The organism is Reichenbachiella sp. MALMAid0571 (genome assembly GCF_040151475.1).
Lineage (GTDB): Bacteria > Bacteroidota > Bacteroidia > Cytophagales > Cyclobacteriaceae > CAXBNB01.
In genome coordinates this window covers 59,982-84,658 of the sequence record NZ_JBDKWG010000115.1, presented here as the reverse complement: position 1 = coordinate 84,658, position 24,677 = coordinate 59,982, and the positions used below count along the sequence as shown (strand labels likewise).

Here is a 24,677-nt window from a genome sequence, read left to right as displayed (position 1 = left end):
GTTCACGGTTATAGTTATTCATTAGACTTTGTCGTAACTTCTACAACACCACCCATTCCTCTTGAACCATAAAATGAAGAAGCCGCTGCGCTTTTAATGAATTTAATTGACTTAAGCTCGATAGGCGGTATCTGAACAAAAACGGGAAATTCCACAATAGTACCATCAACTACTAATAATGCCGGTACAGGCCCTGAGTTTAAACTTGTATTCCCACGAATGACAATAGAATTCCCGGAAATGGATACTCCAGTTACTCGGCCTTGGATAGCCTCCAATATATTGGTATATCTACTGTAGTCATTACTATCATCCAAATGCTTAATGGCATAATTTAGATCGTTCTCTTTGATGTGCTGACTTTTTGTTGCTAAATCAAAGTTTTTTTTATTGTTATTAAATTTAAGATCAACAAACAAAGAATCGCCTTTTGATAAGTTTAAAATTTTTATTTTTCTTGACACAAAACCCTGAGCACTAACCGTTACTTTTTCATCTTCATCACAGATAAATGAAAAATTTCCTTTAGAATCACTGAAGACTTCTCTTTTTGTACTTTTAAGCAGAAATGACACTTTACTGAGAGGGATTTCTTGAAAAGTAGTAACATTCCCATTAATTGTTCGGTCCTGAGCGTTAGCTGTTTGAAAGAGTAAAACAAAAAAACTAAAAAGCAGAGAAAATATAAAATTCATAATTAAAGGAATTATAAGATATAATTATTCAACGTAAAATTAAGGGAGTCAAGAACGTGTAATAACATAAAAAGAAAAACCGCTGAACATAAAGATCAGCGGTTTTTTCTAATAGATTAGTTAAAATCTATTCTTATGGTTTTGGGCCAGCTCCATAATCCGGATTGTTTTTATCGAACCACAAACGTTCTGAGCTTAAAACAGAAGGAGTATTATTATTGGTAGTAAAGCCCGCAGAATTAAAATAGGTCGTATATTTTTCATACATCAAACTTGATTCATCAGGTGAATTTACCACTATCCTTCTTGGGATATTGCTCACGCCAAAATCTTCCCAGGCAAAGTAAGCACTTCCAGTTTTAGGTATTCCACCTCTTCTAACAGTTGTCCAAAGGTCTCCAGGTGTATTGATATTATGAACATACTGCTGAATGTAAACTTTTTCAAGGTCATCAGTACCATTTAACTGATAAGCTTCTTGTAGAAGTAAGTCGTCAATTTCACCTGACTTAAGTTTAGTAGCCCCTTCAGCAGGATCAGCCAACACAGGATCACCATCATAATATGGGTTCTCGTGTCTCATAGCCAGATCATCAAATCTGGAAATCGACAATCTCACTCCCTGCTGGAAATACTCATTAGCCGATTTTGTAAGATTAGCTCCCAAGAGTTTAAATTCAGCCAGGTACAAATTAGTCTCAGCTGCACTTCCTAAAAGTGTATAGAATGGAACTTCATTTCCTACAACTTGAAGAACAGCTCCTCCTGGTTTTGTTGGGTAAGTATGGGTGTAGGCAGTACGTCTGTTTTTTTCCTCCAAGACAGAAGACCATGTATAGGTTTTTCTACTTCCACCATTATCGTCGGTAGCATAGAATAGATTTGCTTGCTGAAAATATTGATTTTGTGTTTGAGCTGCTGTAGATAAGGGAACACCCCAATATCTTCCCCATGGCTCTTCATGACCTGCTTTCCAGCTATCAAATTTTCCTTCAATATTCAGGTTTATAATGTCCTGAATCTGATCAGGTAAACCACTCACACCATTGGTTTCTATAATAGCATCAATAACCTCAGGACTGTAATCATTTTTCCTGAAAATAAAGCGCAAACGAGGATCTCTATTGGTCTTAAGGAAATTAACGAGATTTTGTCCGGCATAACCAATCCATCCATCGCCAACACTGTTTCCACCACCATTGCTATTCACTCCACTATTGTAAAGAAAATCGTCAGCTAAATCATCCATGTATGTTGAAGCACCAACTTCTTCAGCAATCTGAATTGCCCTGGCTCTATTTGCATTTACCAAACGAGCAGCTATTCTTAGCTTTAAAAGGTTGCAGAACTTTAGCCACTTTTCATAATCACCCTTGTAAAAAAGATCCTGATTACCCAATGAAAATTGGTTGTCCATTCCCAACATAGTAATAGAATTATCTAACTCACTCAACCAGGTGTTAAAAAGTTCTTCCTCGGTATCAATTTTTGGAGTTAAAAGTGCTGGCGTAGTATAACGAGCCATTCCAGCTTCGGTATAAGCCATCCCTCCTCTGTAATCCAATACGGACATAGCAAGGTGAATTTGTACAGCGTAAGTTACTGCTTTCATTGCTTGACTGGAGTTCTTTTCATCTTCAGGCAATTGGTCGATTCTCATACGAGCATCTAGGCCTGGATTGAGTCCACTCATCAAACTTTGCAGTCCTGTTAATCCTCCATCATTAAATGTAGTACCATTGCCCCCGGTAGTTTCGGTAACCACCTGAGAATATGGAAACACATAATCATTGTATGTATAGAAATACAAGGTGTAATTGTTATTGTGCATATTCTGCAATGCGCTGGAAATAAGAAACCTTGAATCCGGATCTGAAACCACAGAAGGATCTGAGTTTAATTCGGCAAATTTATCATCGCAACTTTGTGTACTAAACAATATTGCAATACAAGCTGTTATTATAAATATATATTTATTCATTGTATTAACTATTTAGTTCTAAAATGTGAATTGAAGGCCCAAAGTATAAGTTCTTTGGTATGGCATTAGAGTACGGATAAATGCTGACTGAGCACTACCTGTTCCTCTACCAGATTCAGGGTGTAAATTACTTGGAGATGAGTTATGTAGGTACCCTGCATTCCTCACATTCAAACTTACATTTAGATTCTGAATATTAAGCTTGGGTAACTTTACATTATATCCTACAGAAATATTTCTTACCGAAATATAACTTAGACTGTACAGCCAGTTAGGATTGACAACACTAGTACCCCATGAACTGTGCCAGTAGGCCCATTGACCTTCATCAACTGCGTCATCTACTATTCCTGCTGCTGCAGCTTCTTTCCAAGTCATTCCACTTACATCCCTACTTACTCCATCAGGATCTGTAATAGTAGTTCCATTATCAAACACACCAGCCGGAATTACCCCATTGGTATAAACAACACCACTCTCAGAAGCACGTTTACTTGTCCAGGTAACACCTTTCTCTATCAAGTTTTCATCCGCTGTAAGTCCTGCGTTCAACGAAGTTTCCAATACACCATAAGCTGTACCATATTTCGCCGGGAAACTCACTACATCGCCACCAAAACGCATGTCAAGTAATACTCCTAAAGTGAAATTCTTATAACGGAATTCATTGTTCCATGAGCCTTCAAAGTCAGGCTGTATTTTTCCAACCTCTTCTCGTTCACCTGATCTCTTATAATATGCCGCTTTCACACCGTCATGCCATGTCATCAGGTTATTACCATTGTCATCCTGTGCAATTTTAGAATCACTATACAATACACCATATTCTCCACCTTCAAATGCAACAGCACCAACCCTATAGTTACCATAAGCAACATCACCATAGAGACTTTTATATTCACCTGTTAATTCGTGTAACTCCTCTACAGTGGTTGTATTTCTCCAGTAATTGAATGTTGAAGTCCAGTTATAATCAGTATTTTTAATAATATCCCCTGATAGAGTAAGTTCTATACCACCATTTCTCAATGTCCCTACGTTTGTAAGCATATTATTAAAGCCACTTTCCCCTGGCAATGGAATTGTTGATATCTGATTTTTTACTAAATCATCATAATATGCAACATCCACAGTCAACCTGTTTTGCATGAAACTTACATTAAGACCTACCTCAATAGAAGTTTTCTTTTCTGGTTTCAACAAAGGATCTACTACAGTAGTGGAACCACTATTGGTAATAATATTTCCATTGGCATGATCAATATTGCCAGTAGAATAACCTTTATTGATATCAAACGGGTTGGTGTCGTTACCAACCTGAGCCCAAGAAGCTCTCAGTTTACCAAAACTCAACCAAGAGGGCATGTTATCGGCAAAAGTTTCAGAGAAAACCCATGAAGAAGTAACAGATGGGTAGTAGTATGAATAATTACCAGTTCCATCGGTAAAAGTTAACGCAGAAGACCAGTCGTTACGCCCGGTAATATCAACATATAGTTGATCTTTCCATCCTACACTATACTTAAACAACAGCGAATTTATTTGTTTTGTACCATATACATTGGTAGTACTTAATGATGGCGTGTTTTTGGAGTTAGTGATAAAGTACTGACCAGGTACAATTAAGCCACCGCTAGTACTAGCACCACTCTGGGTTTTTCTTTGATCCCAAGTCTCTGCATGCAACAACAGATTATGAGAAAAATCACCCGTTTCTTTGTCCATGATAAAAGATAGTTTACCAGTTTTAGAAACATCCGTCTTATGCCCCAGGCTATATGAACCTCCCTCATTCTGATATCCCTGTCCAAGCACTTTCGATTCAGAATTTATATTATAAAAGTTCACATTACCCTCAACAGCAACCTGCAACCAATCTGTAACATTAGCAGTAAGCCTAACAACTGGCCGTACTACTGTCTCTTTTCTTATATTTTCATTCATATAAGTGCTGAACCAGGTGCCATTACCAGGTACATTTCCATACTCATCGCCTAAGTTGGTGTTTGGTGTACCCCCATGTGGTGCTTGCCATACTTCTTGTTTTCTCCACTTGTCAGCATCATACATAGGACCCCAGGTAAGATTCGTAATAAGGGATTCGCCATGGTTCACAGGAGGGTTTCCAGATTCACTTTCTGTAACTGATACCGATGAGTTGATCACCAAAAAATCAGACAGTTTCCTTGTACCTGAAAGAAAAACAGATGCTTTTTCAAAAACGTTGTTTGGGGTAGTGCCGTTACGCTTAGTATAGTTTGTAGAAAGATAGAAATTGCCATTTTCATCACCACCTCTCATTGAAATGTTAGTATTGGTTCCAACACCCAGGTCATACATTTTAACAAAGTGGTCTTCTACAGGTACATAAGGTATCATCTGTCCATCATAGTCCTGTATCATTACATTAGCATCATATTCCGGACCAAACAATCTGGTTTGCCCTCCAATTAAAGTGGGAACAGATTGTCCACCAACAGTAGTGGTAGTAAATCCCTGGCCATAAGGATCACCTGTATAAGAACGGTTACCATAATAGTTACCTGGCCCTTTTGTATAATTGAAATCAGGTTGTCCATATACATGGTCAATTGAAGTAGATTGTGAAAAAGTAACACCAAGGCCTTTGGCTCCTTTACCGTCTTTGCTTTTAATTACAATTGCTCCGTGAATACCTCTGGAGCCATAAAGTGCTGTCGCTGCAGCACCTTTTAGTACGTTAATTGACTCATAGTCATCAACATTAAGGTTTTTAAGCATGTTACCAAAGTCGTTGGCATCTCCATTCCAGTCATGGCTTCCAACACTGCCAATTGCATTTTCAAGAATTACCCCATCAACAACAAAAATAGGCTGATTGTTTTGAGAATTCAAGGATGAAACTCCACGGATTTCAATTTTAGTAGAACCAAACAGACCACCATCACTACCAGAAATACTAAGCCCTGCTGCTTTACCTTGTAAGGCTGCAATTGGGTTCACTGTATTGGCCTGAACTAAATCCTTACCTTTAACCTGAGTTGCGGCATAGCCCAATGCTCTCGAATCCCGCTCAATTCCCAAAGCTGTCACTACAATTTCTGCTAACTGAGAAGCGTCAAGTTCCATACTGAAATTGTAAGTAGTTCTGGCATCCAGAGTGATTTCCTGAGTGACGTAACCTACATAAGAGACATTGATCGTAGAATTTTCAGGAACGCTCAATTTGAAGTTGCCATCAAGATCGGTAGTAGTACCGTTAGATGTTTCCTTAACAAGTACTGAAGCACCTGGCAGACCTTGTCCATTTTCATCAGTTACCTTTCCTGAAATATCAACATCGGCTAAAGCGATTTCAACCATCTCTTGATCCTTCAATGTATTAATGTTAATACTATTGTTTATCTGCTTAAATTTCAAGCCTGATTGTTCTGAAATATCCATTAGCACAGCTGCTACAGACCTTTGAGCAGCCGGTAATTCTAACTTCACATTCTTTTTGTTCTTGTAAAGTTTATTTTGATAAACGAATTTATAATCCGTAAGCGATTCGATTCGCTTGATGACTTCTCCAAGATTGGTGTTTTCTAATCCAACCTCAACGTAGGTATCTTTTACACTCTTGAATTTTTGGGCATTGCCCTCTGAAGCGAGAAGCAAGTTAAATCCAATGCACTGTATGATCATACCGAATATAGTATACTTTCCTAGCATAAGACTTAGTCGTAGTAATTTACATTTCATATATTTGTATGTTTTAATGAAAGAATATTTTGTTAAAATGAATTGATCTCGATAATAGAGGTGAGATTTTGGCGATGACAACCTCAAAATCGAGAAATGACAAACGGACCGTTAATTATCCAATTGACGGTCTGCTTTTTTAAGAAGAATTGTGTAGTTTTTTTATCATACTTTCTTTATTTGTTTTGAAAATTTATTTTTACTTTATCTTTTGAAATTGAATAATCAAGTGGGGTAGTGAAATGAATACTGCTAAGTACGTTATCCAAAGATTCTTTTTCAAATGCTCCATTAATTCTCCAGGAAGGTTCTGGATTGCCATTCACTTCAATGTCAACCCCATACCATCTTTCTAATAATCGCTTTACTTCCTGAAAATCTGATTTCTCAAATACAATAGTTCCATGTTTCCATGCAAGCGCATTTTCCGGATTAAAATCTTCAAAGGATAAACTTTGATCATCTTTATGAAAACCAGCTCGACTTCCAGGCTCTAGTGTTAACTTGGTACATTTATCGTTTCCTAATGTTTTTACTTCTACTTTTCCTGTAGATAGATACACCTGTGTCACCATGTCTTCCGGATAAGCCCTTACATTAAATGAGGTTCCTAATGCCATGGTACTAATATTTTCAGTATAAACAGTAAAAGGTCTGGAAGCATCTCTGGAAACTTCAAAAAAAGCTTCCCCTCTCAAATAAACATTTCGTTTGTTGTCAACCTCTTCATATTTAAAATAACTGTCTGCGTTTAGTTTTACCCGAGAGCCATCTGGCAGCATCACTTTCGATTTGCGCCCTTTAGGATTGGACTTTTCCAAAACTGTAATTTCCTTTTTACCATATTCTTGCGAAGAAAAATACGACATGCCATACCCCAATCCTAAAAAGAGCAAAATACTGGCTGCCACTTTCCAGAAAAAATCCAAATTCTTAACAATAGAAATGTGTTTACTTTCTTTCTTGTCAGAAATAGCTTTTTGAAGTCTTGACAGATCATGATTGTACTTTTCAACATCTATATCTAATCCTTTAATTGAAAAGCTAAGCAATATATTTCTAGCAATTTCTGCTTCTTTTTGTTTTTGAGGGTTCTTCAACAACCAGTCTTTCCAGAACAATTCGTTTTTTGGGTCAATGTCGAAGACATAAGACTGAAAAGATTCATCATTTATAAAATCATCTACATTGTAATCTTGATAATTCATTTTTGCGACTATTGGATTGAATATTTTACTATACTCTTTTGAAAAGTAATTTTGTACTCACTTTTTTTAATATTTTTAAAAAAAATAAATTAAGTCACTGGTTACGTGACCCTTAAGGAGGGTATATTTTATTGTGATCCTGAAATCAGGACACAGCCAATAGCATTACAAGAGAGATACTCTTTCTCAATTCTTTTAGTGCTTTTGAAAATAAATTTCTAATGGATTGGTTTTTCATGGCTGTTACCTGAGATATTTCTTCATAAGTGAGCCCGCTATAGAACTTCAAATATATAATCTCCTTCTGTCGGTTGGATAAACCATCAATTGCAGCCTTAAGTTTGTTTTTATTCTCCTCTAATATCTCATGAACAATAATGTCATCTTCACCTGAGAGTATAGGGTCGTACAATTCTGTGTCACTTTTTTCTACGAATAGGCTATCATGCTTTAAGGCATCAATGATCATCCACCGAAGCATGCGAAACATGTACGGTTTGGGTTCCTTTGCCTCATTTATTTTAGAACTTCCCGACCATAGGTTGGTAAAAAGATCATGGATGCAATCCCGGGTAAGGTCGTCGTTATGCGAAATTCGCATTCCATAGTTATATAGATCGGCATAGCTCTGCTCATATATTTTAAGTAGTGCCGAACGCTTACCTTTTTTTAAGTCGGTCCAAAGATTGTTTTTTGAGTTGTCCAAGGAGGCTATACGAAACCTACTACCTCAACCAAGAATTTCCTTAATTCTTTTTAATAGTTGGATATACGGTTCACAATGATATTTCAAATGCAAAGCAAAGTAATTTTTGTGAATTATCATTATTTGCTAAATCGCTATACAGAATAAATCACCCCTCTGCTTAATGTGATTTTAACATTCATAACGATAATTAACCATGCATATAACAGAATAACCTTTTATGAAAGAAGTGCTAAAATTCCATCCGAATATCTGGGAATAGCCCCGCTCATAGAAGCAACAAAGCCACCCACATGATTGGCTATACTCGCTGATTTGATAGGATCGCCTGTTTTATAGTATGTACTAAGGAAGGCGGCACTAAATGAATCACCAGCTCCTACCGTGTCTTTTACATTTACAGCTACTCCCGGAACTGTCACTAATTGACCATCATAATACAGAACACAACCTTTCTTCCCTGTAGTAATAATTATTATTTTAATTTGGGAAAATTGCTTTATTACTTCTTTTGAAAATGCTTCAAACCCTAAATGGTTACCAAAAAGTATATCACTTAAAATACTTACTTCATCATCATTGACCTTGAGGATATTGCAATAACCAAGGGATTTTTCTATGATTGGTTTTGAGTAACAATCTTTACGGAGATTTACATCGTAAAAAATTTTGTCAAATTCGTAATTATCCAACACATAATATAGGGTTTCCCGAGACACCTTATTCCTTTGAATGATCGAGCCAAAATAAAAGGCATCATACTCTCCTATTTCACTTTCATCCAATTCTTCTTTATAAACATAATCATAAGCTACTCCGGCTAATACTTCATAATCAGGCTGCCCATTTTCTAAGGTAACCAACACGGTTCCTGTATCCCGAGATACGCTTCTTTGTATCAGAGCAGTATCAACTTTAAGCTTTTTGATCATTTCGAGTGCCTGATCTCCCAATTCATCTTGTCCCAAACTGGAAATCATTCCTGCATATTGACCGCATTGGGCACAGTGTGCAGCAAAATTCAAGGAAGCTCCTCCCAAATGTTTTTTTCCTCTATAATATCCCAGAGTATCTCACCAAATACTAATACATTCATCATACGAAATATCTTTTATTGGTCAATGGTAAAATATATTGCTTTCATCGGCTCGTCACAGATTTAAACTCCTCTTTTCCCTGATCCAGAAAATCAATAAAATTCTGAACATTAAGATCATAAGCTTTGGATGCAATCAGAGGATTTTGATTATAGTCCATCAACACATAAAAGGGTTGTGCATTGTTGTTGAAAGCAGTAATTTGAAAATCTGCATTTTGCTTGCCAATGGTTTTCTTCACCTTATTGTCGAAGGTAGAAGTGTACCACTCTGATTCAGGCAATTCGGTTTTTTCGTCCACATAAAGTGCCACGACTATATAATCATTTTTCAGCCTTTTCAATACTTCCGAATCTGACCATACTCTGGCTTCCATCTCCCGGCAATTCACACACCCATGGCCTGTAAAATCTATAAAAACCGGTTTATTCTGTTTTTTGGCACATGTCAGTCCCTGTTGTAAATCGAAGTAACCTTTGATTCCATGTGGAAAATGAAGCATATCGGCATATTTAGGTTCTTCACATAAATCGTAAATGCTTGTTTGCCGGGATACACTACTATTATTTTGCAAAATCAATTGTGGTAAATTGTAATCATGTGTCGTCATTGGGGGTAAGTAGCCTGCCAGTCCTTTCAGTGGTGCACCAAACATCCCGGGAATCAAATAAACTACAAATGAGAATGTTATAATAGATAGTAACAACCTCGGTACGCCTACTTTTTCCAACACACTGTCATGGTTTGTCCTTATTTTCCCTAACAAATAAAAACCTATCAAGGCAAAAATAACAATCCATAATGCCAGGTAGATTTCCCTGTCTAAAATACCCCAATGATATACCTGATCGGCTACACTGAGAAATTTCAAACCAAGAGCCAATTCTAAAAAACCTAAAACGACTTTTACGCTGTTGAGCCAACCTCCGGATTTGGGTAACTTATTGAGCCAATCGGGAAATATGGCGAAAAGGGTAAATGGAATGGCAAATGCCAGTGAAAATGAAAACATGCCTACAATAGGTTTCAAAATTTGCCCCCCTGCCGACTCTACCAAAATACTACCGACTATAGGCCCGGTACATGAAAAGGAAACCAATACGAGCGTAAATGCCATAAAAAACGCACCATACAACCCACCTTTATCTGCTTGCTGATCGACTTTGTTGACCCAGGAGCTGGGTAATACTATTTCGAACATGCCTAAAAAAGACAGAGCAAAAACAACGAAGACGACAAAGAAGAAAATATTTGGAATCCAGTGTGTGCTGAGCCAATTGGCAAATTCAGGGCCATTGATTTTTGCTACAATAGTACCGGCAATGGTATAAATAGCTATAATAGACAGTCCATAAACCAAAGCATTGCGAATTGCCGTACTTTTTTTATCATTATCGTGAGAAAAAAAAGTGACAGTCATTGGAATCATAGGAAAAACGCATGGTGTCAAGAGTCCAGCCAAGCCAGCCAAAAATGCCACAATCGCAAAGCCCCATAAAGACTGACTTTTAGAAGTGTCACTGGTATCAACAGAATAAGGACTATCATCTTTTGACTGCTCCACAACTGAGGCTTCTTCCTGATCTGATTTAGCACTTTTGTTTTTAGAATCACTTGCTTTAATGTCTTTGACATCAAACTCTCCGCTTCCTGATATGCACATACCATCTACAGTGGTGCATACCTGATATTCATACCTGCCTGAAATATTAAGATCGGTTGAAAGCACTTTTATTTTTTGTCTGAATTCTGCTTTGTCACTGAAGTAGGTGATGTCGGCTTCCCATATTTCATCATATACTTTATGCACTCCAAATTGCTGGATGTCACCTATTAATTCATAGCTCGGGTCAGAAGTAAATTCAAAGACTGTAGGTAGTGGCCCAATTTCCGGATCTAAATCCGCAGTGTATAAGTGCCATGTATCTTCAAGTTTTACATTGAATATCAATTCGACTTCTTCACCTACTTCGACCTGATCTTTGGAGAGTTTATAACCCCAAATTGCTGGTTGGAGTATTTCTCCAAATGACAAAAGTGACCAGAAAACCAGAACTACAGAAATAACAAAGTGTCTCATTGAAATGTGTTTTGGAATATAACCGTATTCAGCATAAAATAGTTTTGCAAAATGCAATTTATGCTAAGCATTTAAAAATTACACCAACAAACATAATTTGATTGGCTTTTCAAATCTATAACGGATATGCTTTCAGCGTATGAAATAAAAAAACCGCCTGAAAATTAATTCAGGCGGTTTTTACATGCATGTTATTTAGCAAATATTATTGCATCCACCAAACTTTTACGTCTTTGGTATCTCCACCCATTTCGTTTACCTGAGCACTATAATTGTCACCGTTTCTGTCTTGCTCATTTTGAGGATAGACTACTCTGTTAAAGATAAACTCGCTACCTCCTGTTTGAGGAGTCATTTTCGTTTGCCTCCAAAGACTCCAGGCTTGGGGAACTTGTCTGAAGTGAGAAATCCAACGTTGTGTATAGATCAACTCTAATGCATCGGCATCAACCCATGCAACTTTAGGATTAGTCAACATAGTGGTCATTGCAGCTGCGTCAGGAGTTGCAGGTACATTTCTCCAGCTATAGTCATCTCCAAAATTCTTGGAAAAATTAGCCATGTTGAACCAATAATCTATTGAAGATTTAATTCCTGCTTCATACTCTTCTCTGGCCTTTGTCATATTAGTCGCTACACCTACACCTTTAGCATAGGCTTCTGCCTTTAAGAAATGAACTTCTGCTGCAGTAATAACTAACTCAGGAACAGAAAAACGGCCTGTCAAAATCCAGTAGTTAATTGGTGAATAATTGTAATCACCTGCATTAGCCTGATCTTCCCATCTGTTTTCTGCATTTGGGTTTCCTGCTGGTTCAGCTACTGCTCCTCCACCGAATGGCATAGGAGCCCAGTTTCCACTGGAGTTGGTTTCTGAAAATAATCTAAGGCGTGGATCGAATATGTCAGCTTCATCGGTACCATCAGACATAGCATCAAACATTGTTTCACCAAATCGAACAAAACCTCCACTATACGCCCATATTCTTCCTCTCAAATCAAGGTTTAAACTAACCGGATCAATTTCTACATCTTCTCCATCCTCAATTAGAGGTAAGTTACCTCCAAGTATATCTGAAACATGGCTGGCCAAAGTATTGTCAGCATCATAAGCCCTCAATGCTTGTCTCAACCTGATAGAATTGGCGAATTTTCTCCACATGGTTTTGTCATCACCAAAAAGCACATCATACGTAGCAAGCGAAGCATAATCATCACCAGCACCAACTACCATATTGGCATCAGCATCCTTCAGCATTTGCATCATATCCATATATACCGTTTTTTGGTCACTATATTCAGGATAGAAAAACTCTGCCCCATCAGTAGCCTTAGCTCCATCATAATATGGGATATCACCAAAATAATCCACCATTTTAAACGTCTTGTAAGCGTGAATTATATTTTTCTGAGCTATTAGGTTATCCAATTTCTGAGCCTCACTATAATCTGCCACTAAACGGTCAAAAAGACGTGCATCGGACATGTACTTATAATAATTTTCCCAAATCTCATTGGATGCATTAGCTAACAGATAACCCGAATTAGCATGAGGGTTTGTAACCTGACTTGCAAGCCCCATCAACTCATATTCCAACCCTGTTTGCTCCTGCCATCCCTTTACCATCGTAGCAGTAAGGGAATTAAAAACAGGTGGTAAACTTGTTTCTGTTGGATTAAAAGGGTCTTGATTCATCTCTTCAAATCCATCATCACAACTTGTTATTATCAATGCTATTGATAATACAGTTATTATATATTTTTTGATTTTCATAATTCTATAATTAACGTTAAATCAATACTTTATTAAAATGTAACTTTTAAGTTAAGCGCAAATGACCTGGCCACTGGTATTGCTCCAGCTATTACATACTGTGCATCACCTACTCCGTTAAGTCCTTCAGGATTGATGCCATCAGGCATAGTGTCATAGAAATAAAGAAGATCTCTTCCAATCACTGAAACATCTACATTCTGGATAAAGCTTACTTTACTTGTTATCGCTGTTGGGAGTCGGTAAGAAACTGATAGCTCTCTCAACTTCACCCAAGTATTTTCAAAAACAGCATCAGGCTGAGGATTAGGATTCCAACCGTTTCCTGCGTACTTATAAAAAGCATGCACTACATTCGTGTTTTCCACATATTGATCAGTGGTTCCTTCTACCAATACTACTCCGTCCATTATCACACCGATATTATCGGTATCGCCATTAGGATAAGTATATGGCAAACCATTGCCGTTTCTTTCGGCCAAAGTAGCAGGACTCAATCCTCCATTCAATGCAGAACCGTACTGAGGACAATATACATCTCCACCCAGTTTGAAGTCTATTAAAGTAAAGAAAGAGAAGTTTTTCCAAGACAAACTAGAGTTAAGACCTCCCATCATTTTTGGTGTGGCATTACCTACTATTTCCAATTCTTCAGTTTTCTTGTAAACAGTACCAGTTACATCTCCATTGGCATCTTTAAATACGTTCAGGATAGGACGTCCATTTGAATCCTTTTGAATTCCCCAGCCATATATAGCACCAAAGTTTTGACCAACTGTAGCACGCATCTCAGTACCGTAAGTACCCCAAAGTCCACCAACAGTATAGGTATCTACCCCTTCTGTCAGACCTAATAATTTATTGGAGAATTTTGAACCTACTAATCCAATATCCCACCTAAGGTCTCCTTTATTCATAACAGTTGCACTGATATCGAATTCAAAACCGGTTAGTTCTAACTCCCCTGTATTAAATTTAATACTATTGGCTCCTGAAGACCATGGAAGGGGTGCTGACAGTATCTGGTTAAATGAGTTTTTGTTGTAATAAGTAAGATCAATATTTAACCTACCATCAAACAAAGCTACATTGGTACCTATCTCAAATTCTTTAGACCTTTGAGATTGAAGGTTCAGATTAGGCAATCCATCTTGCATAGAAACTGTTGGTATTCCTCCAAAAGCATCCGGAGTAAAAGTAGGTGTAACTAGGTACGGATCGGTATCCGATCCTGTTGTTGCATAAGCCAATCTTAACTTAGCAAAAGAAATCACTTCCCCCATGTCAATTATCTCTGACGGAACAAAGCTTAAAGAAGCTCCCGGGTAGAAATAGTTATTATTTGCAACAGGAAGTGTAGAAGACCAGTCATTTCTGGCGGTTACTTGTAAGAATATAAAACTCTTATATGAAAGGTCTGCAAACCCAAACAATGAATTTATTCTTTTTTCATATCTCTCTTCATCAGGTTTTGCATCATTTACAGTTGGATCTGTTTCATGATTGTCAAATGAATAAATATATGGGCTTTTAGAGTTTCTGTTTATGTTACCCTTAATTTGGTACCTGTTGGTTTGCCATGACTGACCACCAAATGAAATACTTCCGTTAAGTCCTTCAATAAGATTTTCTTTGTGTGCTGTAGCTAAAAAGTCAAAATTAGGAGAATAAATTCTGGCCAAACTGTGAGTATATCTGCCTCCTACTAAACCCGCTGCATCTGTAAATCCATATTGGTCTTCTCTTTCATCACTGGTAAAATCCAGTCCGGCGGTTCCTGAAAAGCTCAACCAATCAGTTGGATCAAAAAACAATTTTACAGAAGAACGCATTTGATTGGCGTACTGCATGAATTCATTTTCATGAAAATCCCAGCCATTATACTTATTTTGATCATAAGGCCATCCATTTTGGTTGTTTCTGGAGCCATCTGCATTTTTATAATTTTCCCATTCTAGTCCTTTATAACTTCTTGGAAGATTATAAAACATGTTAGTGAATGAATTATTTGTTTGACCAAGAAGGGGAGGATTTTTTTGCTCTTTTCTATTGTAAGAGGTAAATACTTCTGCTCTCAACTGCTTGTTAAAATTGAAGTTTCCTCCAATGTATATGTTTGTGGTATTAAACCCGCTGTTGTCTATAATAGCTTTATTCTCTTTTCTTGTAACAGAAGCTCTAAAATTTCCAAACTCACCACTATTCATCAAAGATAAGTTGTGAGAAATGGTAGAACCATCTTTATAATATTGCTTCATATTGTCAGGCTGAGCTGAATATGGTCTTTGTTCGCCATCCCACCACGTCACCATTTGATCATTGAATTTTGGACCCCAGGACATGTGAGAACCATACCATGAAAACAAATCATAACTGGCCGAATGGTAATTATTTCCATTGGCATCAACAGCCGGTACAGTACCGTGTCCTTTAACTGTGGGCATGGTAGTTCCTAAAACAGGCTTGCTCCATAAGATATCAGCAGGCCCACCTGCACCATATTCATTTTGAAATTCCTGATGGCGATATACTTTTGTTACTTTAGTATTCAAAGTATATTCCACTTTCATTCCTTTCGATCCTGCTCCTTTTTTTGTGGTAATAAGGATGACACCATTGGCTCCTCTTGAACCATACAATGCAGAAGCTGCAGTACCTTTCAAGATGTCCATACGTTCGATATCCATGGCTTCAATCTGATTTAAGGCAGAACCGTAATCTCTATTTGAAACTGCACTTGAGCCAACCCCTGCACCATTTACATCAGTAGTACTAAAACTATTAGAAAAAGGCATCCCATCAACAATAATCAATGGCTGATTTCCTCCTCCTAAACTTGTATTTCCACGAATGGTAATCCTGGTTGATCCACCTTCCAAAGAGTTTGGATTGGTAATAAAAACACCTGGTGCTTTTCCTGAAAGCGCATTCGCAACGTTTGGTGCTTGCGACATGGCAAAATCATCACCATCAATTTTAGTAGCAGTATATCCTAAAGATTCTTTTTCTCTTTTGATACCCAATGCTGTGACCACAACTTCATCCAGACTTTCTGCATCAACTTCAAGCTGCACATCCACAACATTCCTATTACCAACCAATACTTCCTGAGTTACATACCCCACATACGACAACACCAAAGTAGCATTTTCAGGTACGCTTAGCTTGTAGTTTCCTTCAAGGTCCGTGGTAGTTCCGGTTGCAGTGCCTTTTATTACCAAAGAGGCTCCCGGAAGGCCTTGTCCGTTTTCATCAGTGACCTTACCCGTAACACTTATATCAACAAGAACAACTTCTAATTCCTGAACACTTTCCTTCTGATTCTTGAAGGGGGTTACTGCGATGTTGTTGTTGACCTGTCGAAATTTTAACTGTGCACGTTTGGATATTTCGATCAAAACATCAGAAACCTTATAAGTTCCTGATGTTTTGTTTAATTCAGGCTTGTTTTTTAGTCGTTTCTTATCGTAGAAGAAAGTATAATTCGTTTGCTTCTGAATTTGATCAAATGCCTCTTCAATTGAAGCTTCATTTAATTCAAGATTCACATAGGTTTCTTTAACACTCTTGTATTGAGCAACTCCTTCGAAAGCCATCAAATTGACGATGAAGATAGTTTGCAGAACAACACCAAAAAATGAGTATTTAACACCCATAGTTATCAATTGTAATAGTTTAAAATTCATATCTTTGTTAAGATTAGTGAAATATTTATTTTACTGTCAGTTACTTACCCTAAATATTTGTTTTGACGAACTCGGTATTTGGGGTAAGTTTTTTTTCGGACTTCCTTGAAATCGAAAAGCACTTTTCTAGCTTGTATTTTTCATAATTTACTTTCGGTTTTTTGAGTTAAAAGCTTATGGTTACTTTATCTTCTTTTAATTGATAATCAAACTGCAAGGAGTAGCTAAGTACCCTGAGTACATTGTCCAAAGATTCATTTTTGAAATTTCCTGTACCACGAACATTGGTCATCCGTTGAGGATTCAATACCACAAACTCAACATTGTACCAGCGCTCTAGTTTAGAAATCAAATCTGTCATCTCTGTATTATTAAAATGGAGAACGTTCTCTTTCCAGGACAATACCATTTCTTTGTTGAAATCTCTGATAATTGCTCCTCTGTTATCTCCATCAACCAAATATTGTTTGCCGGGATCAAGAAATACTTCCGAATCAGAAACATTTCCATTGCCTTTGCTTACTACTTTCACTTTTCCGGTAGCCAAAGAAATTGCCGTTGATGAGTCATCGATGAAAGCTGAAATGTTAAACGAAGTACCTATTGCAGATGTAATGGTATTTTTAGCCGTTACATTAAATGGGATAGTTTCATTTTTCGCTACTTCAAAAAACGCTTCCCCTGAAAGCTCTATATCCCGATTTGAAATACCAAAATTCTTATCATAAGTGATTTTACTGTCAGAATTCAGTACAATCTTAGAACCATCTTTGAGTATAATATGGGACTTCTGGCCTCTTGCGGTAACTTTTTCAATATAAGTGGCCTCCTTCCCAAGTGAACTGCTACTCCCGGCATTCTGGTTCTGATAATAAGCATAATAACCCAAGCCAAAAGCACAAACAACGATAGCTGCGTATTTTAAGAAACTTGTCCACGTTGTTTTTGTTTTATGTGCACTTCCCAGTTTTTTCACGTCAGTATCTAGCAGTCTGATCACTTGTGCTTCAGCCACTTCATTCATAATCCGACGGTATATCGCCTCCAAATCAGTATCCGTGAGGGTTTCTGATTTATTCACAGATTCCCAATGTTTTTTCAACAAAGCATTTGCTTCATGCTCCATATTTCGACTTAGAAGCCAATTATAGACTTGTTTTTGATCTTCCTCGGTATAGTCTCCCTTGAAAAATCTTTCTATAAGGTTCTTGTTCATTACAGGTTGTTTTGATGTCCCTTACAAGTAAAGACACAAGGTTTTACAGCAGGGGTTATTCTATAGTGCAACATTTTTAGTTTTTTTTTTATTTTACATGAAATCCTTGCCTGACGGACAGGCTGGCATGAGATGATTAAAGAAAGAAATGGTCGTCAAAAACATTAAACACAACTGTCACTGAGTATCCTGATTAAACTCTATTAAGACAACCAAACAATAAAAAGAATTGAAATCCACTCAAGATAACTCTTGAGAAAGGCGAGTGCTTTACGCATCTGACCCTTGACTGTATTGATAGAAATATCAAGTTTTTCGGCTATCTCCTCATTAGACAGTCCTTCCTCTCTACTTAACCTGAATATTTCTTGTCTTTTAGGTGGCAGAGCCTCTATAGCTGTATCAAGCATTTCTTTCATTTCCTGAAAAAGCACTTCATTTTCAGTCTGATTTATGATGCTAAAATCATCCTTCAAACTATCAAACTGTTCTGGCTGGCCAGTTTTTCTGCGAATTTTATTGAGGGTAAGGTTTTTAGCTATGCGATACAAAAAACCATTAAAGGAAATGATTTCATTGTATTGATTTCTGGACTGCCATACTTTTAAGAAGATGTCTTGAACTACTTCCTGAGCATCTGCATTTGACTTTAGAATAGAAAAACAAAAATTAAAAACCTGAACTTTGTATAAGTTATACAGTTGCTCAAATGCTTGCAAATCCCCACTTTGAATCTTGGGTAGCAGTTTATTTACAAGGTCTAATTGCTTTTTTTTGTCCAGAGTATATGATGTTTTGGAGCACAAATATAGACAGAAGTTGATCGGAAGGTCACACTGGCTTTCATATTGTATAACGCTATTTCAAGATGGGATACTTAACTCCTGAACAATATGGAAAAATTAAATTGATAATCCCATTATCCTAAGATGGAAAATAACTGGATTGTTATACCGATCAGGAACAGCCAACCAAAATATATTCTTCATTTCGATGACAAAAAAATATAACTGTGCAATACAATCATTTCAGTCAGGTGCATGTAGGCGATGAAATAGACCCCCAATGCCAAGCAATCAGGTGATCTCAAAGATATCTTTAAAGGAAAAATGTCGACAGAAATCTCTCGTCAAATTAGACGATTGGTTGAGAAAAAAATGCTAATACCAGAACTAAAAGAAAGCGTAAATATGTTATCAGATTCGACAATAATTATTTGCTTAGAGGCATCATCCACATTCTCAATGAAAAGGTTTTCTGCCACTGCGTGATGAATATTAGAATACGGAAATCTACCAGACAGACCACTAATCAAAATTATAATCACCCCCTCTGGCAAAGGCTCTATTGCCAGTTTCAACCATTCACCGATTATTTTTTATGAGTTTAGCCTTGGTGTCTTCATTCTCTATCAACCCCTTAAAAAAAGTTAATATTTTTTCTCTATTTTCATTATCTATGTAGGACTCATAGGCTTCATACTGATCACCGAGAATATTTTTCATTTCCTTTTTATTGAAAGTAGTAAGTTTACCGGATTTTATTTCAATCAAACCAGGAGATTTTTTGGATGCGGTTGCTGATCCTGCTAATGCACCAACTAACCCTCCTCCAAAAGCAACAGTATTTTTTGTCGCCTGTGTATAATCGTAAACTTGATCATAAATGAAATAATATTCATCATTCAACTGATCCAACTCAACAAAATAATTTCTTGGATAATAATAACCTACATTAAGATAGGATTTTGTACCTGTGTTAAAACAGAGGACAGATTTACTGAATTTTTCATCATTTTTATCTAGAAGGTGAAATTTTGACCTTAAGTTATCCAAAGAATCACTTTTGATCTTAAAATCAAATTGATAAGTTGGTTTCTTAGATGTCAAGTCAATAAAGGAGGTATATATCCCTTTAGGTGTATTATTGATTTGAGCATCAATTAGAGAGAATGGATTTCTATATCTCTTCTGCTTATGAAAATCTTCAATCGTCACTCTAAGAAGTTTACTGAGTGGTTTTTCAATAAATTGAACTATAGGTATAAATTCAGTAGTAGAATGCTTCAATTCAAATCCTTTCTTTGGATTTTCTACATAAAAATCAATTGTCACATATAATCTTGGATTCAAAGTAGGTAATTCATTATAAAGTACCCTAATATCCTTAATATGAATTTTCATTTTTAGTGACTTAATTTTGGGATAAGCCGTTGTAATAGTCCTCTCTATTTCTTCTGCTAATCCTCTTGGCTTTGAAATCACCTCCAATTTCTCCGAGCAACCCCGAACAAAGATTAAAATAGGTTCTTTAATATCAACTTGAACCTCATGTAATTGAAAAGTTGAAAATTCCGAGTTAAACTTAATCTTGAATTTTTTAGTGTCAAGTTCATAGCTTTTACAATCAACCGTTGGGGTTTCTTTGCTATTTGGTTGAGCAAATAAGTTTGTTGATATAACTACAAGTAAAATTTGAAATATCTTTTTCATTTTTATACAATTATGAAATTTATTGTCATTAATAGGATAATGCACATTACCCCCTCCAATTTAAGTTAATAATCCGATTATTCTGAGAAGTTTTGAAAAAAACAAACTCCTTTAACAACCTTTATCTTTTGCCATGAGCAATAATAAATACCCTTGACAGGGTATTTCATGACTTGCGACGGTGAGCTAATTTCATGTTTTCAATTTAACACGACCAACATGGCATACAAAGAGAGACTAGAACCGCTAACCGATTCAGATAAAAAACAAGTCCGTAAAAACATCATAGGAGCAGGCATTTTTGCTGCTTTTTCCATCGGGCTGTGTACAGTAGTTGCTTACAATATGGACATGACCCTGAGTGGGGTAATGTTGTACTTCTTGGTAGGTTTTATGGTTTTGTTTTTCGGTGTTATCGTTTTCATTGCAGGCAGTGCCGTACTGGATCTGAGGAGTGGTTACAAAACAATTATTACTGGTACAATAACAGACAAAGAAAGGTATCAACACCGCACCAGAAACAGCAAAGGTCATAGTAAAAACAGCCAGCCTAGGTACATCCTGCATTTCGATGACAAAAAAGTAACGGTACAATACAATCATTTTAGTCAGGTACATGTAGGCGATGAAATAGACCTCCACTATGCCAAACGGTCTGGTCTTTCGCTATCTGTTGATATACTCAACAATGGGACTGAAAAAACAGTAGCAGGAGCAGATGAGGCATTGTCTTTACAAGATAAAATCAAACAAATCAGTCAGGAAAAAGCTTCAGTGGAGAAAAAAGAATATCCATTGACCAAAGAAGACCTGAAAGCACTAAGGAAATATAGAAATGGCAAACTGATCACCAACTTTATATTCTTGATCCTATTTTGCTTTTTTGCTTTGGCTTTTTTAATCCCCATGGCAGCAAGTAAGTGGTTTATCATTCCAGAAATATTTTTTATTGGAGGCATATTTTTGTGTTTCAGATGGATCGTAAAATGCATTTCTAAATACTTTAAAGACAAAAGTATGGGTATGAAAATAGTAGCCATCTCGCAAGTAAAAGACAAGCAAATCTCAAGCGGAAACGGAAAACAACAATACCGCATATCTTCTGCCTATGGCACTTACCCTGTGGACAAGCCAGTATATGATGCTCTCAAGATAGGAGATTCGGTATTCTCCTTTCATGGCAAACACTCCGATTGGCTGATAGGTATGCACACTGAAAAGTCAGGCTATATTCCCGGATAATTTCCAGTAAAACCACTGTTTTCCGGAAATAACAACCTCTTTAGGCGGCTACCAGAAAGCATCTCGTAAACTAGGGCAAACGCATTCAAAAATTCATACTGTCCCCAGACTTGTTCTGGGGTCTGTTAGAGTTGACTGTAATTTCAAGGGATACCGCAACAACTTGCCTGACGACAGTCAGGAGTGCGGTAAGGAGGTTTTTGTTTTTAAATGCGTTCGCCCTGTCTCGTAAACCCATATTCATGCTATTTTGACAAGAATGGCCTAACATTGCAGCATGAAAGTATCTGTATTCAGAAAAGAACAGTTCAACTCTGCTCACCGCCTGTTCAATCCGGAATGGAGCGATGAAAAAAATGACCGCATATTCGGCAAGTGCAACAACCCTAACTTTCATGGGCACAATTACGAATTGGTGGTTAGGTTGACAGGAGAAGTAGATACAGAAACCGGATATGTCTATGACATGAAGATTCTTAGTGACATCATCAATGAGCATATCATCGACAGATTTGACCATAAAAATCTCAATCTGGATGTGAAAGAATTCAAAAACCTGAACCCTACCGCCGAAAATATAGTTATAGTAATTTACCGAATTCTCAGAGATCAAATCGACAGCAGATATGATCTTAAAATACAGTTATATGAAACAAAAAGAAACTTTGTTGAGTACCCCGCTTAAACCTGACCTGGACATTGAGGACTTTGGCGATGACCACCTGGTGTCTTCGTTCAATACGCCACTCAGAGATGACGCTTTTGAAATGGACAATGACCTCAAAATAGAATTGATTGCCAAACATTTCAAAGAGATCATGCAAGTACTGGGACTTGATCTGACTGATGACAGCCTCAGGGGTACACCTATGCGGGTAGCCAAAATGTATGTAAAGGAGGTATTTAGCGGACTAGATCCGAAAAACAAACCACACGCAAGATTGTTTGAGAATAAGTTTGGCTATGGTGAAATGCTGGTGGAAAAAGACATCACATTTTACTCTCACTGCGAGCACCATTTTGTACCGATATACGGCAAAGCCCATGTAGCGTACATTTCCAGTGGTAAGGTAATCGGTTTATCCAAAATCAACAGGATTGTCCAGTACTTTGCCAAAAGACCACAAGTGCAGGAACGCATGACTGTGCAAATCGCCAATGAATTGAAGACCGTGTTGAAAACTGAAGATGTGGGAGTAGTAATAGATGCCAACCACATGTGCGTATCGTCGAGAGGTGTAGGAGATACCAATAGCAAAACCGGAACGGCTCATTTCAGTGGAAAGTTCAGCGAAGAAAACACCAAAAGAGAATTCTTGAATTACATCAATACTCCGGCTTAATCATCTACGCCCATGAATGAAACAATAAAATCCATTCACGATCTATTGCTACGAGATCTCAATAGACTGACCAATGAAATCGAGAGTTATACCAATGAAGCTGACCTTTGGAAGCTTGCTGGAGATATCAACAATACAGCTGGGAATTTATGCCTTCATCTATGTGGCAACCTCCAACATTTTATAGGTGCTATCATTGGAAAAAACGGATACATCCGAAAAAGAGATGATGAGTTTACATTAAAAAATGTTCCACGAGCGGAATTGCTCCAACAAATAAAAGACACGAAATTGTCTGTGGCAGATACCCTTGAAGCTTTTAATGGCAAGCTGATGGAAGAAGCTTATCCCATAGAAGTATTCAAAAAACCCATGTCCCACATATCATTCCTGATCCACCTCAGTGGACATTTAAACTACCACCTCGGACAGATCAATTACCATCGAAGAATATTAGAGCTATGAGATGTGGGACTTAAGTCAACCTGAGATTAATTTCAAAGATCAATAAGCAAAAAACCTGTCTTTCCTCTATCTTGGAAAGACAGCAGAGCAAACGCATTTAAAATACTACCTGACAAGTCAGGGGTCTCTTAGGATTGACTGTGTCTCTAATAGATACCGCAACAAGTGCGGTAAGGAGGTATTGGTTTTTAAATGTGTTTGACCCTGGTGTGTAACCCAGAGTTTTATATTGAACTCTGCTTAGGTCAACAGGTTTCCATCATCATCCCATTGTGCTATTTCATTCCTTGTCTCAGGATCAAGACATTTTGCAAGCCATTCTTCTTCGTATTTCATGCCATGCTTGTCCAATACGTCTTGCGGCACACCATCCCATACATTGGGCGTATTGCCCTTATATCCAAGGTCTTTGAAACCCTCTTGCGTGGTATAATATCCGGAAAGTGTCAAATCTCTCATTAACGAAAAGAATTTCACTCCTTGCTGTACCTCAGGTGCAGCTTTGTCCGGATAAGCAATTTCATCCAGAAGACTTTTTTGCTGATCATCCGTGCAAGATTTGAACTCCAATCCAAATTTGTTATTTGACCTATTGTCAAGCCACATCAATCCTCCTCTTAAAGGAAGTTGGTGTCTTGGCATGTCTTTAGACATAAATTCTATGAATTCATGAACACCTGCATCTGTTGCCGATCCAAACTCGTCGTTGGCAGGCAATATGATATCGCACAATACGGCTACAGTAGCCAATTCATGCTCAGAAAAGAACTTATCAGACATCAGGTCTGTATCCCTTTTCTTTTCTTTCGGTGTTCTTCCGTAATGTTTCTCTTCTCCTGCTTTTTCCGGAGTTGTAGAAACAACCTCCTCAGCAGGTGTACATCCATTGATAAGGAGTCCGCCGGCCAATGATCCTACCAGCAATGATTTTAAAGAGTCTCTTCGATCCATGTGTATGTTGCTAAGGTT

The 24,677-nt window shown here is 37.3% G+C and carries 17 protein-coding genes; 4 read left to right on the top strand and 13 right to left on the bottom strand.

Annotation, left to right across the window (positions count from 1 at the left end):
• Window positions 1–14: 14 nt before the first annotated feature.
• The 12 genes from AAOP42_RS07580 to AAOP42_RS07525 all read right to left on the bottom strand — a co-directional run bounded on the left by AAOP42_RS07580 (window position 15) and on the right by AAOP42_RS07525 (window position 20,658).
• A complete protein-coding gene (locus AAOP42_RS07580) occupies window positions 15–695 on the bottom strand; it encodes a TonB-dependent receptor plug domain-containing protein (RefSeq protein WP_349527880.1) in 681 nt (226 codons plus the stop codon).
• 133 nt (window positions 696–828) lie between these two features.
• Complete coding sequence (locus AAOP42_RS07575) at window positions 829–2,676, bottom strand: SusD/RagB family nutrient-binding outer membrane lipoprotein (protein ID WP_349527879.1); 1,848 nt, start codon at window positions 2,674–2,676, stop codon at window positions 829–831.
• An 18-nt stretch (window positions 2,677–2,694) separates the two neighbouring features.
• A complete protein-coding gene (locus tag AAOP42_RS07570) occupies window positions 2,695–6,369 on the bottom strand; it encodes a SusC/RagA family TonB-linked outer membrane protein (RefSeq protein ID WP_349527878.1) in 3,675 nt (1,224 codons plus the stop codon).
• A 206-nt stretch (window positions 6,370–6,575) separates the two neighbouring features.
• On the bottom strand, window positions 6,576–7,607 hold the full coding sequence (locus tag AAOP42_RS07565; RefSeq protein ID WP_349527877.1) for a FecR family protein: 1,032 nt from the start codon (window positions 7,605–7,607) through the stop codon (window positions 6,576–6,578).
• 145 nt (window positions 7,608–7,752) lie between these two features.
• Window positions 7,753–8,313 (bottom strand): RNA polymerase sigma factor, encoded by a 561-nt coding sequence (locus AAOP42_RS07560; RefSeq protein WP_349527876.1) that lies wholly within the window; start codon window positions 8,311–8,313, stop codon window positions 7,753–7,755.
• Window positions 8,314–8,531: 218 nt separating this feature from the next.
• Entirely contained in the window at window positions 8,532–9,353 is an 822-nt protein-coding gene (locus AAOP42_RS07555; RefSeq protein ID WP_349527875.1) for a PfkB family carbohydrate kinase, read from the bottom strand.
• A gap of 100 nt (window positions 9,354–9,453) precedes the next feature.
• The gene (locus tag AAOP42_RS07550) at window positions 9,454–11,490 is read right to left on the bottom strand and encodes a protein-disulfide reductase DsbD family protein (protein WP_349527874.1); all 2,037 of its coding nucleotides are present in this window, start codon (window positions 11,488–11,490) and stop codon (window positions 9,454–9,456) included.
• 205 nt (window positions 11,491–11,695) lie between these two features.
• Window positions 11,696–13,264 carry a SusD/RagB family nutrient-binding outer membrane lipoprotein gene (locus AAOP42_RS07545; protein ID WP_349527873.1) on the bottom strand — a complete coding sequence of 523 codons (1,569 nt, stop codon included), beginning with the start codon at window positions 13,262–13,264 and terminating at the stop codon, window positions 11,696–11,698.
• A 32-nt stretch (window positions 13,265–13,296) separates the two neighbouring features.
• Window positions 13,297–16,920, bottom strand: a complete 3,624-nt coding sequence (locus AAOP42_RS07540; RefSeq protein WP_349527872.1) for a SusC/RagA family TonB-linked outer membrane protein — start codon at window positions 16,918–16,920, stop codon at window positions 13,297–13,299.
• A 196-nt stretch (window positions 16,921–17,116) separates the two neighbouring features.
• Complete coding sequence (locus AAOP42_RS07535) at window positions 17,117–18,166, bottom strand: FecR family protein (protein WP_349527871.1); 1,050 nt, start codon at window positions 18,164–18,166, stop codon at window positions 17,117–17,119.
• Window positions 18,167–18,369: 203 nt separating this feature from the next.
• Window positions 18,370–18,972, bottom strand: coding sequence for an RNA polymerase sigma factor (locus AAOP42_RS07530; protein ID WP_349527870.1), 603 nt, complete (start codon window positions 18,970–18,972; stop codon window positions 18,370–18,372).
• 558 nt (window positions 18,973–19,530) lie between these two features.
• Window positions 19,531–20,658, bottom strand: coding sequence for a DUF6563 family protein (locus AAOP42_RS07525; RefSeq protein WP_349527869.1), 1,128 nt, complete (start codon window positions 20,656–20,658; stop codon window positions 19,531–19,533).
• A gap of 219 nt (window positions 20,659–20,877) precedes the next feature.
• On the opposite strand from AAOP42_RS07525, the gene AAOP42_RS07520 reads away from it, so the two are divergent.
• The 4 genes from AAOP42_RS07520 (at window position 20,878) to AAOP42_RS07505 (ending at window position 23,708) form a co-directional block, all read left to right on the top strand.
• A complete protein-coding gene (locus AAOP42_RS07520) occupies window positions 20,878–21,900 on the top strand; it encodes a hypothetical protein (protein ID WP_349527868.1) in 1,023 nt (340 codons plus the stop codon).
• A 277-nt stretch (window positions 21,901–22,177) separates the two neighbouring features.
• Window positions 22,178–22,585 carry a 6-pyruvoyl trahydropterin synthase family protein gene (locus AAOP42_RS07515; RefSeq protein WP_349527867.1) on the top strand — a complete coding sequence of 136 codons (408 nt, stop codon included), beginning with the start codon at window positions 22,178–22,180 and terminating at the stop codon, window positions 22,583–22,585.
• Window positions 22,548–23,243 carry a GTP cyclohydrolase I FolE gene (gene folE, locus AAOP42_RS07510; protein ID WP_349527866.1) on the top strand — a complete coding sequence of 232 codons (696 nt, stop codon included), beginning with the start codon at window positions 22,548–22,550 and terminating at the stop codon, window positions 23,241–23,243. Before AAOP42_RS07515 ends, folE begins: the two co-directional genes overlap by 38 nt.
• A 12-nt stretch (window positions 23,244–23,255) precedes the next feature.
• Entirely contained in the window at window positions 23,256–23,708 is a 453-nt protein-coding gene (locus AAOP42_RS07505; RefSeq protein WP_349527865.1) for a DUF1572 family protein, read from the top strand.
• 240 nt (window positions 23,709–23,948) lie between these two features.
• Here the strand turns inward: AAOP42_RS07505 and AAOP42_RS07500 are convergent, their stop codons facing one another.
• Window positions 23,949–24,659, bottom strand: coding sequence for a gluconate 2-dehydrogenase subunit 3 family protein (locus tag AAOP42_RS07500; protein ID WP_349527864.1), 711 nt, complete (start codon window positions 24,657–24,659; stop codon window positions 23,949–23,951).
• Window positions 24,660–24,677: the final 18 nt, after the last annotated feature.

Bases quoted from the DNA above. Each gene is read 5' to 3' on its own strand.
- AAOP42_RS07580 (WP_349527880.1), bottom strand. From the start codon at position 695: ATGAATTTTATATTTTCTCTGCTTTTTAGTTTTTTTGTTTTACTCTTT.
- AAOP42_RS07575 (WP_349527879.1), bottom strand. From the start codon at position 2,676: ATGAATAAATATATATTTATAATAACAGCTTGTATTGCAATATTGTTT.
- AAOP42_RS07570 (WP_349527878.1), bottom strand. From the start codon at position 6,369: ATGCTAGGAAAGTATACTATATTCGGTATGATCATACAGTGCATTGGA.
- AAOP42_RS07565 (WP_349527877.1), bottom strand. From the start codon at position 7,607: ATGAATTATCAAGATTACAATGTAGATGATTTTATAAATGATGAATCT.
- AAOP42_RS07550 (WP_349527874.1), bottom strand. From the start codon at position 11,490: ATGAGACACTTTGTTATTTCTGTAGTTCTGGTTTTCTGGTCACTTTTG.
- AAOP42_RS07545 (WP_349527873.1), bottom strand. From the start codon at position 13,264: ATGAAAATCAAAAAATATATAATAACTGTATTATCAATAGCATTGATA.
- AAOP42_RS07540 (WP_349527872.1), bottom strand. From the start codon at position 16,920: ATGGGTGTTAAATACTCATTTTTTGGTGTTGTTCTGCAAACTATCTTC.
- AAOP42_RS07535 (WP_349527871.1), bottom strand. From the start codon at position 18,166: ATGAACAAGAACCTTATAGAAAGATTTTTCAAGGGAGACTATACCGAG.
- AAOP42_RS07525 (WP_349527869.1), bottom strand. From the start codon at position 20,658: ATGAAAAAGATATTTCAAATTTTACTTGTAGTTATATCAACAAACTTA.
- AAOP42_RS07520 (WP_349527868.1), top strand. From the start codon at position 20,878: ATGGCATACAAAGAGAGACTAGAACCGCTAACCGATTCAGATAAAAAA.
- AAOP42_RS07515 (WP_349527867.1), top strand. From the start codon at position 22,178: ATGAAAGTATCTGTATTCAGAAAAGAACAGTTCAACTCTGCTCACCGC.
- folE (WP_349527866.1), top strand. From the start codon at position 22,548: ATGAAACAAAAAGAAACTTTGTTGAGTACCCCGCTTAAACCTGACCTG.
- AAOP42_RS07505 (WP_349527865.1), top strand. From the start codon at position 23,256: ATGAATGAAACAATAAAATCCATTCACGATCTATTGCTACGAGATCTC.
- AAOP42_RS07500 (WP_349527864.1), bottom strand. From the start codon at position 24,659: ATGGATCGAAGAGACTCTTTAAAATCATTGCTGGTAGGATCATTGGCC.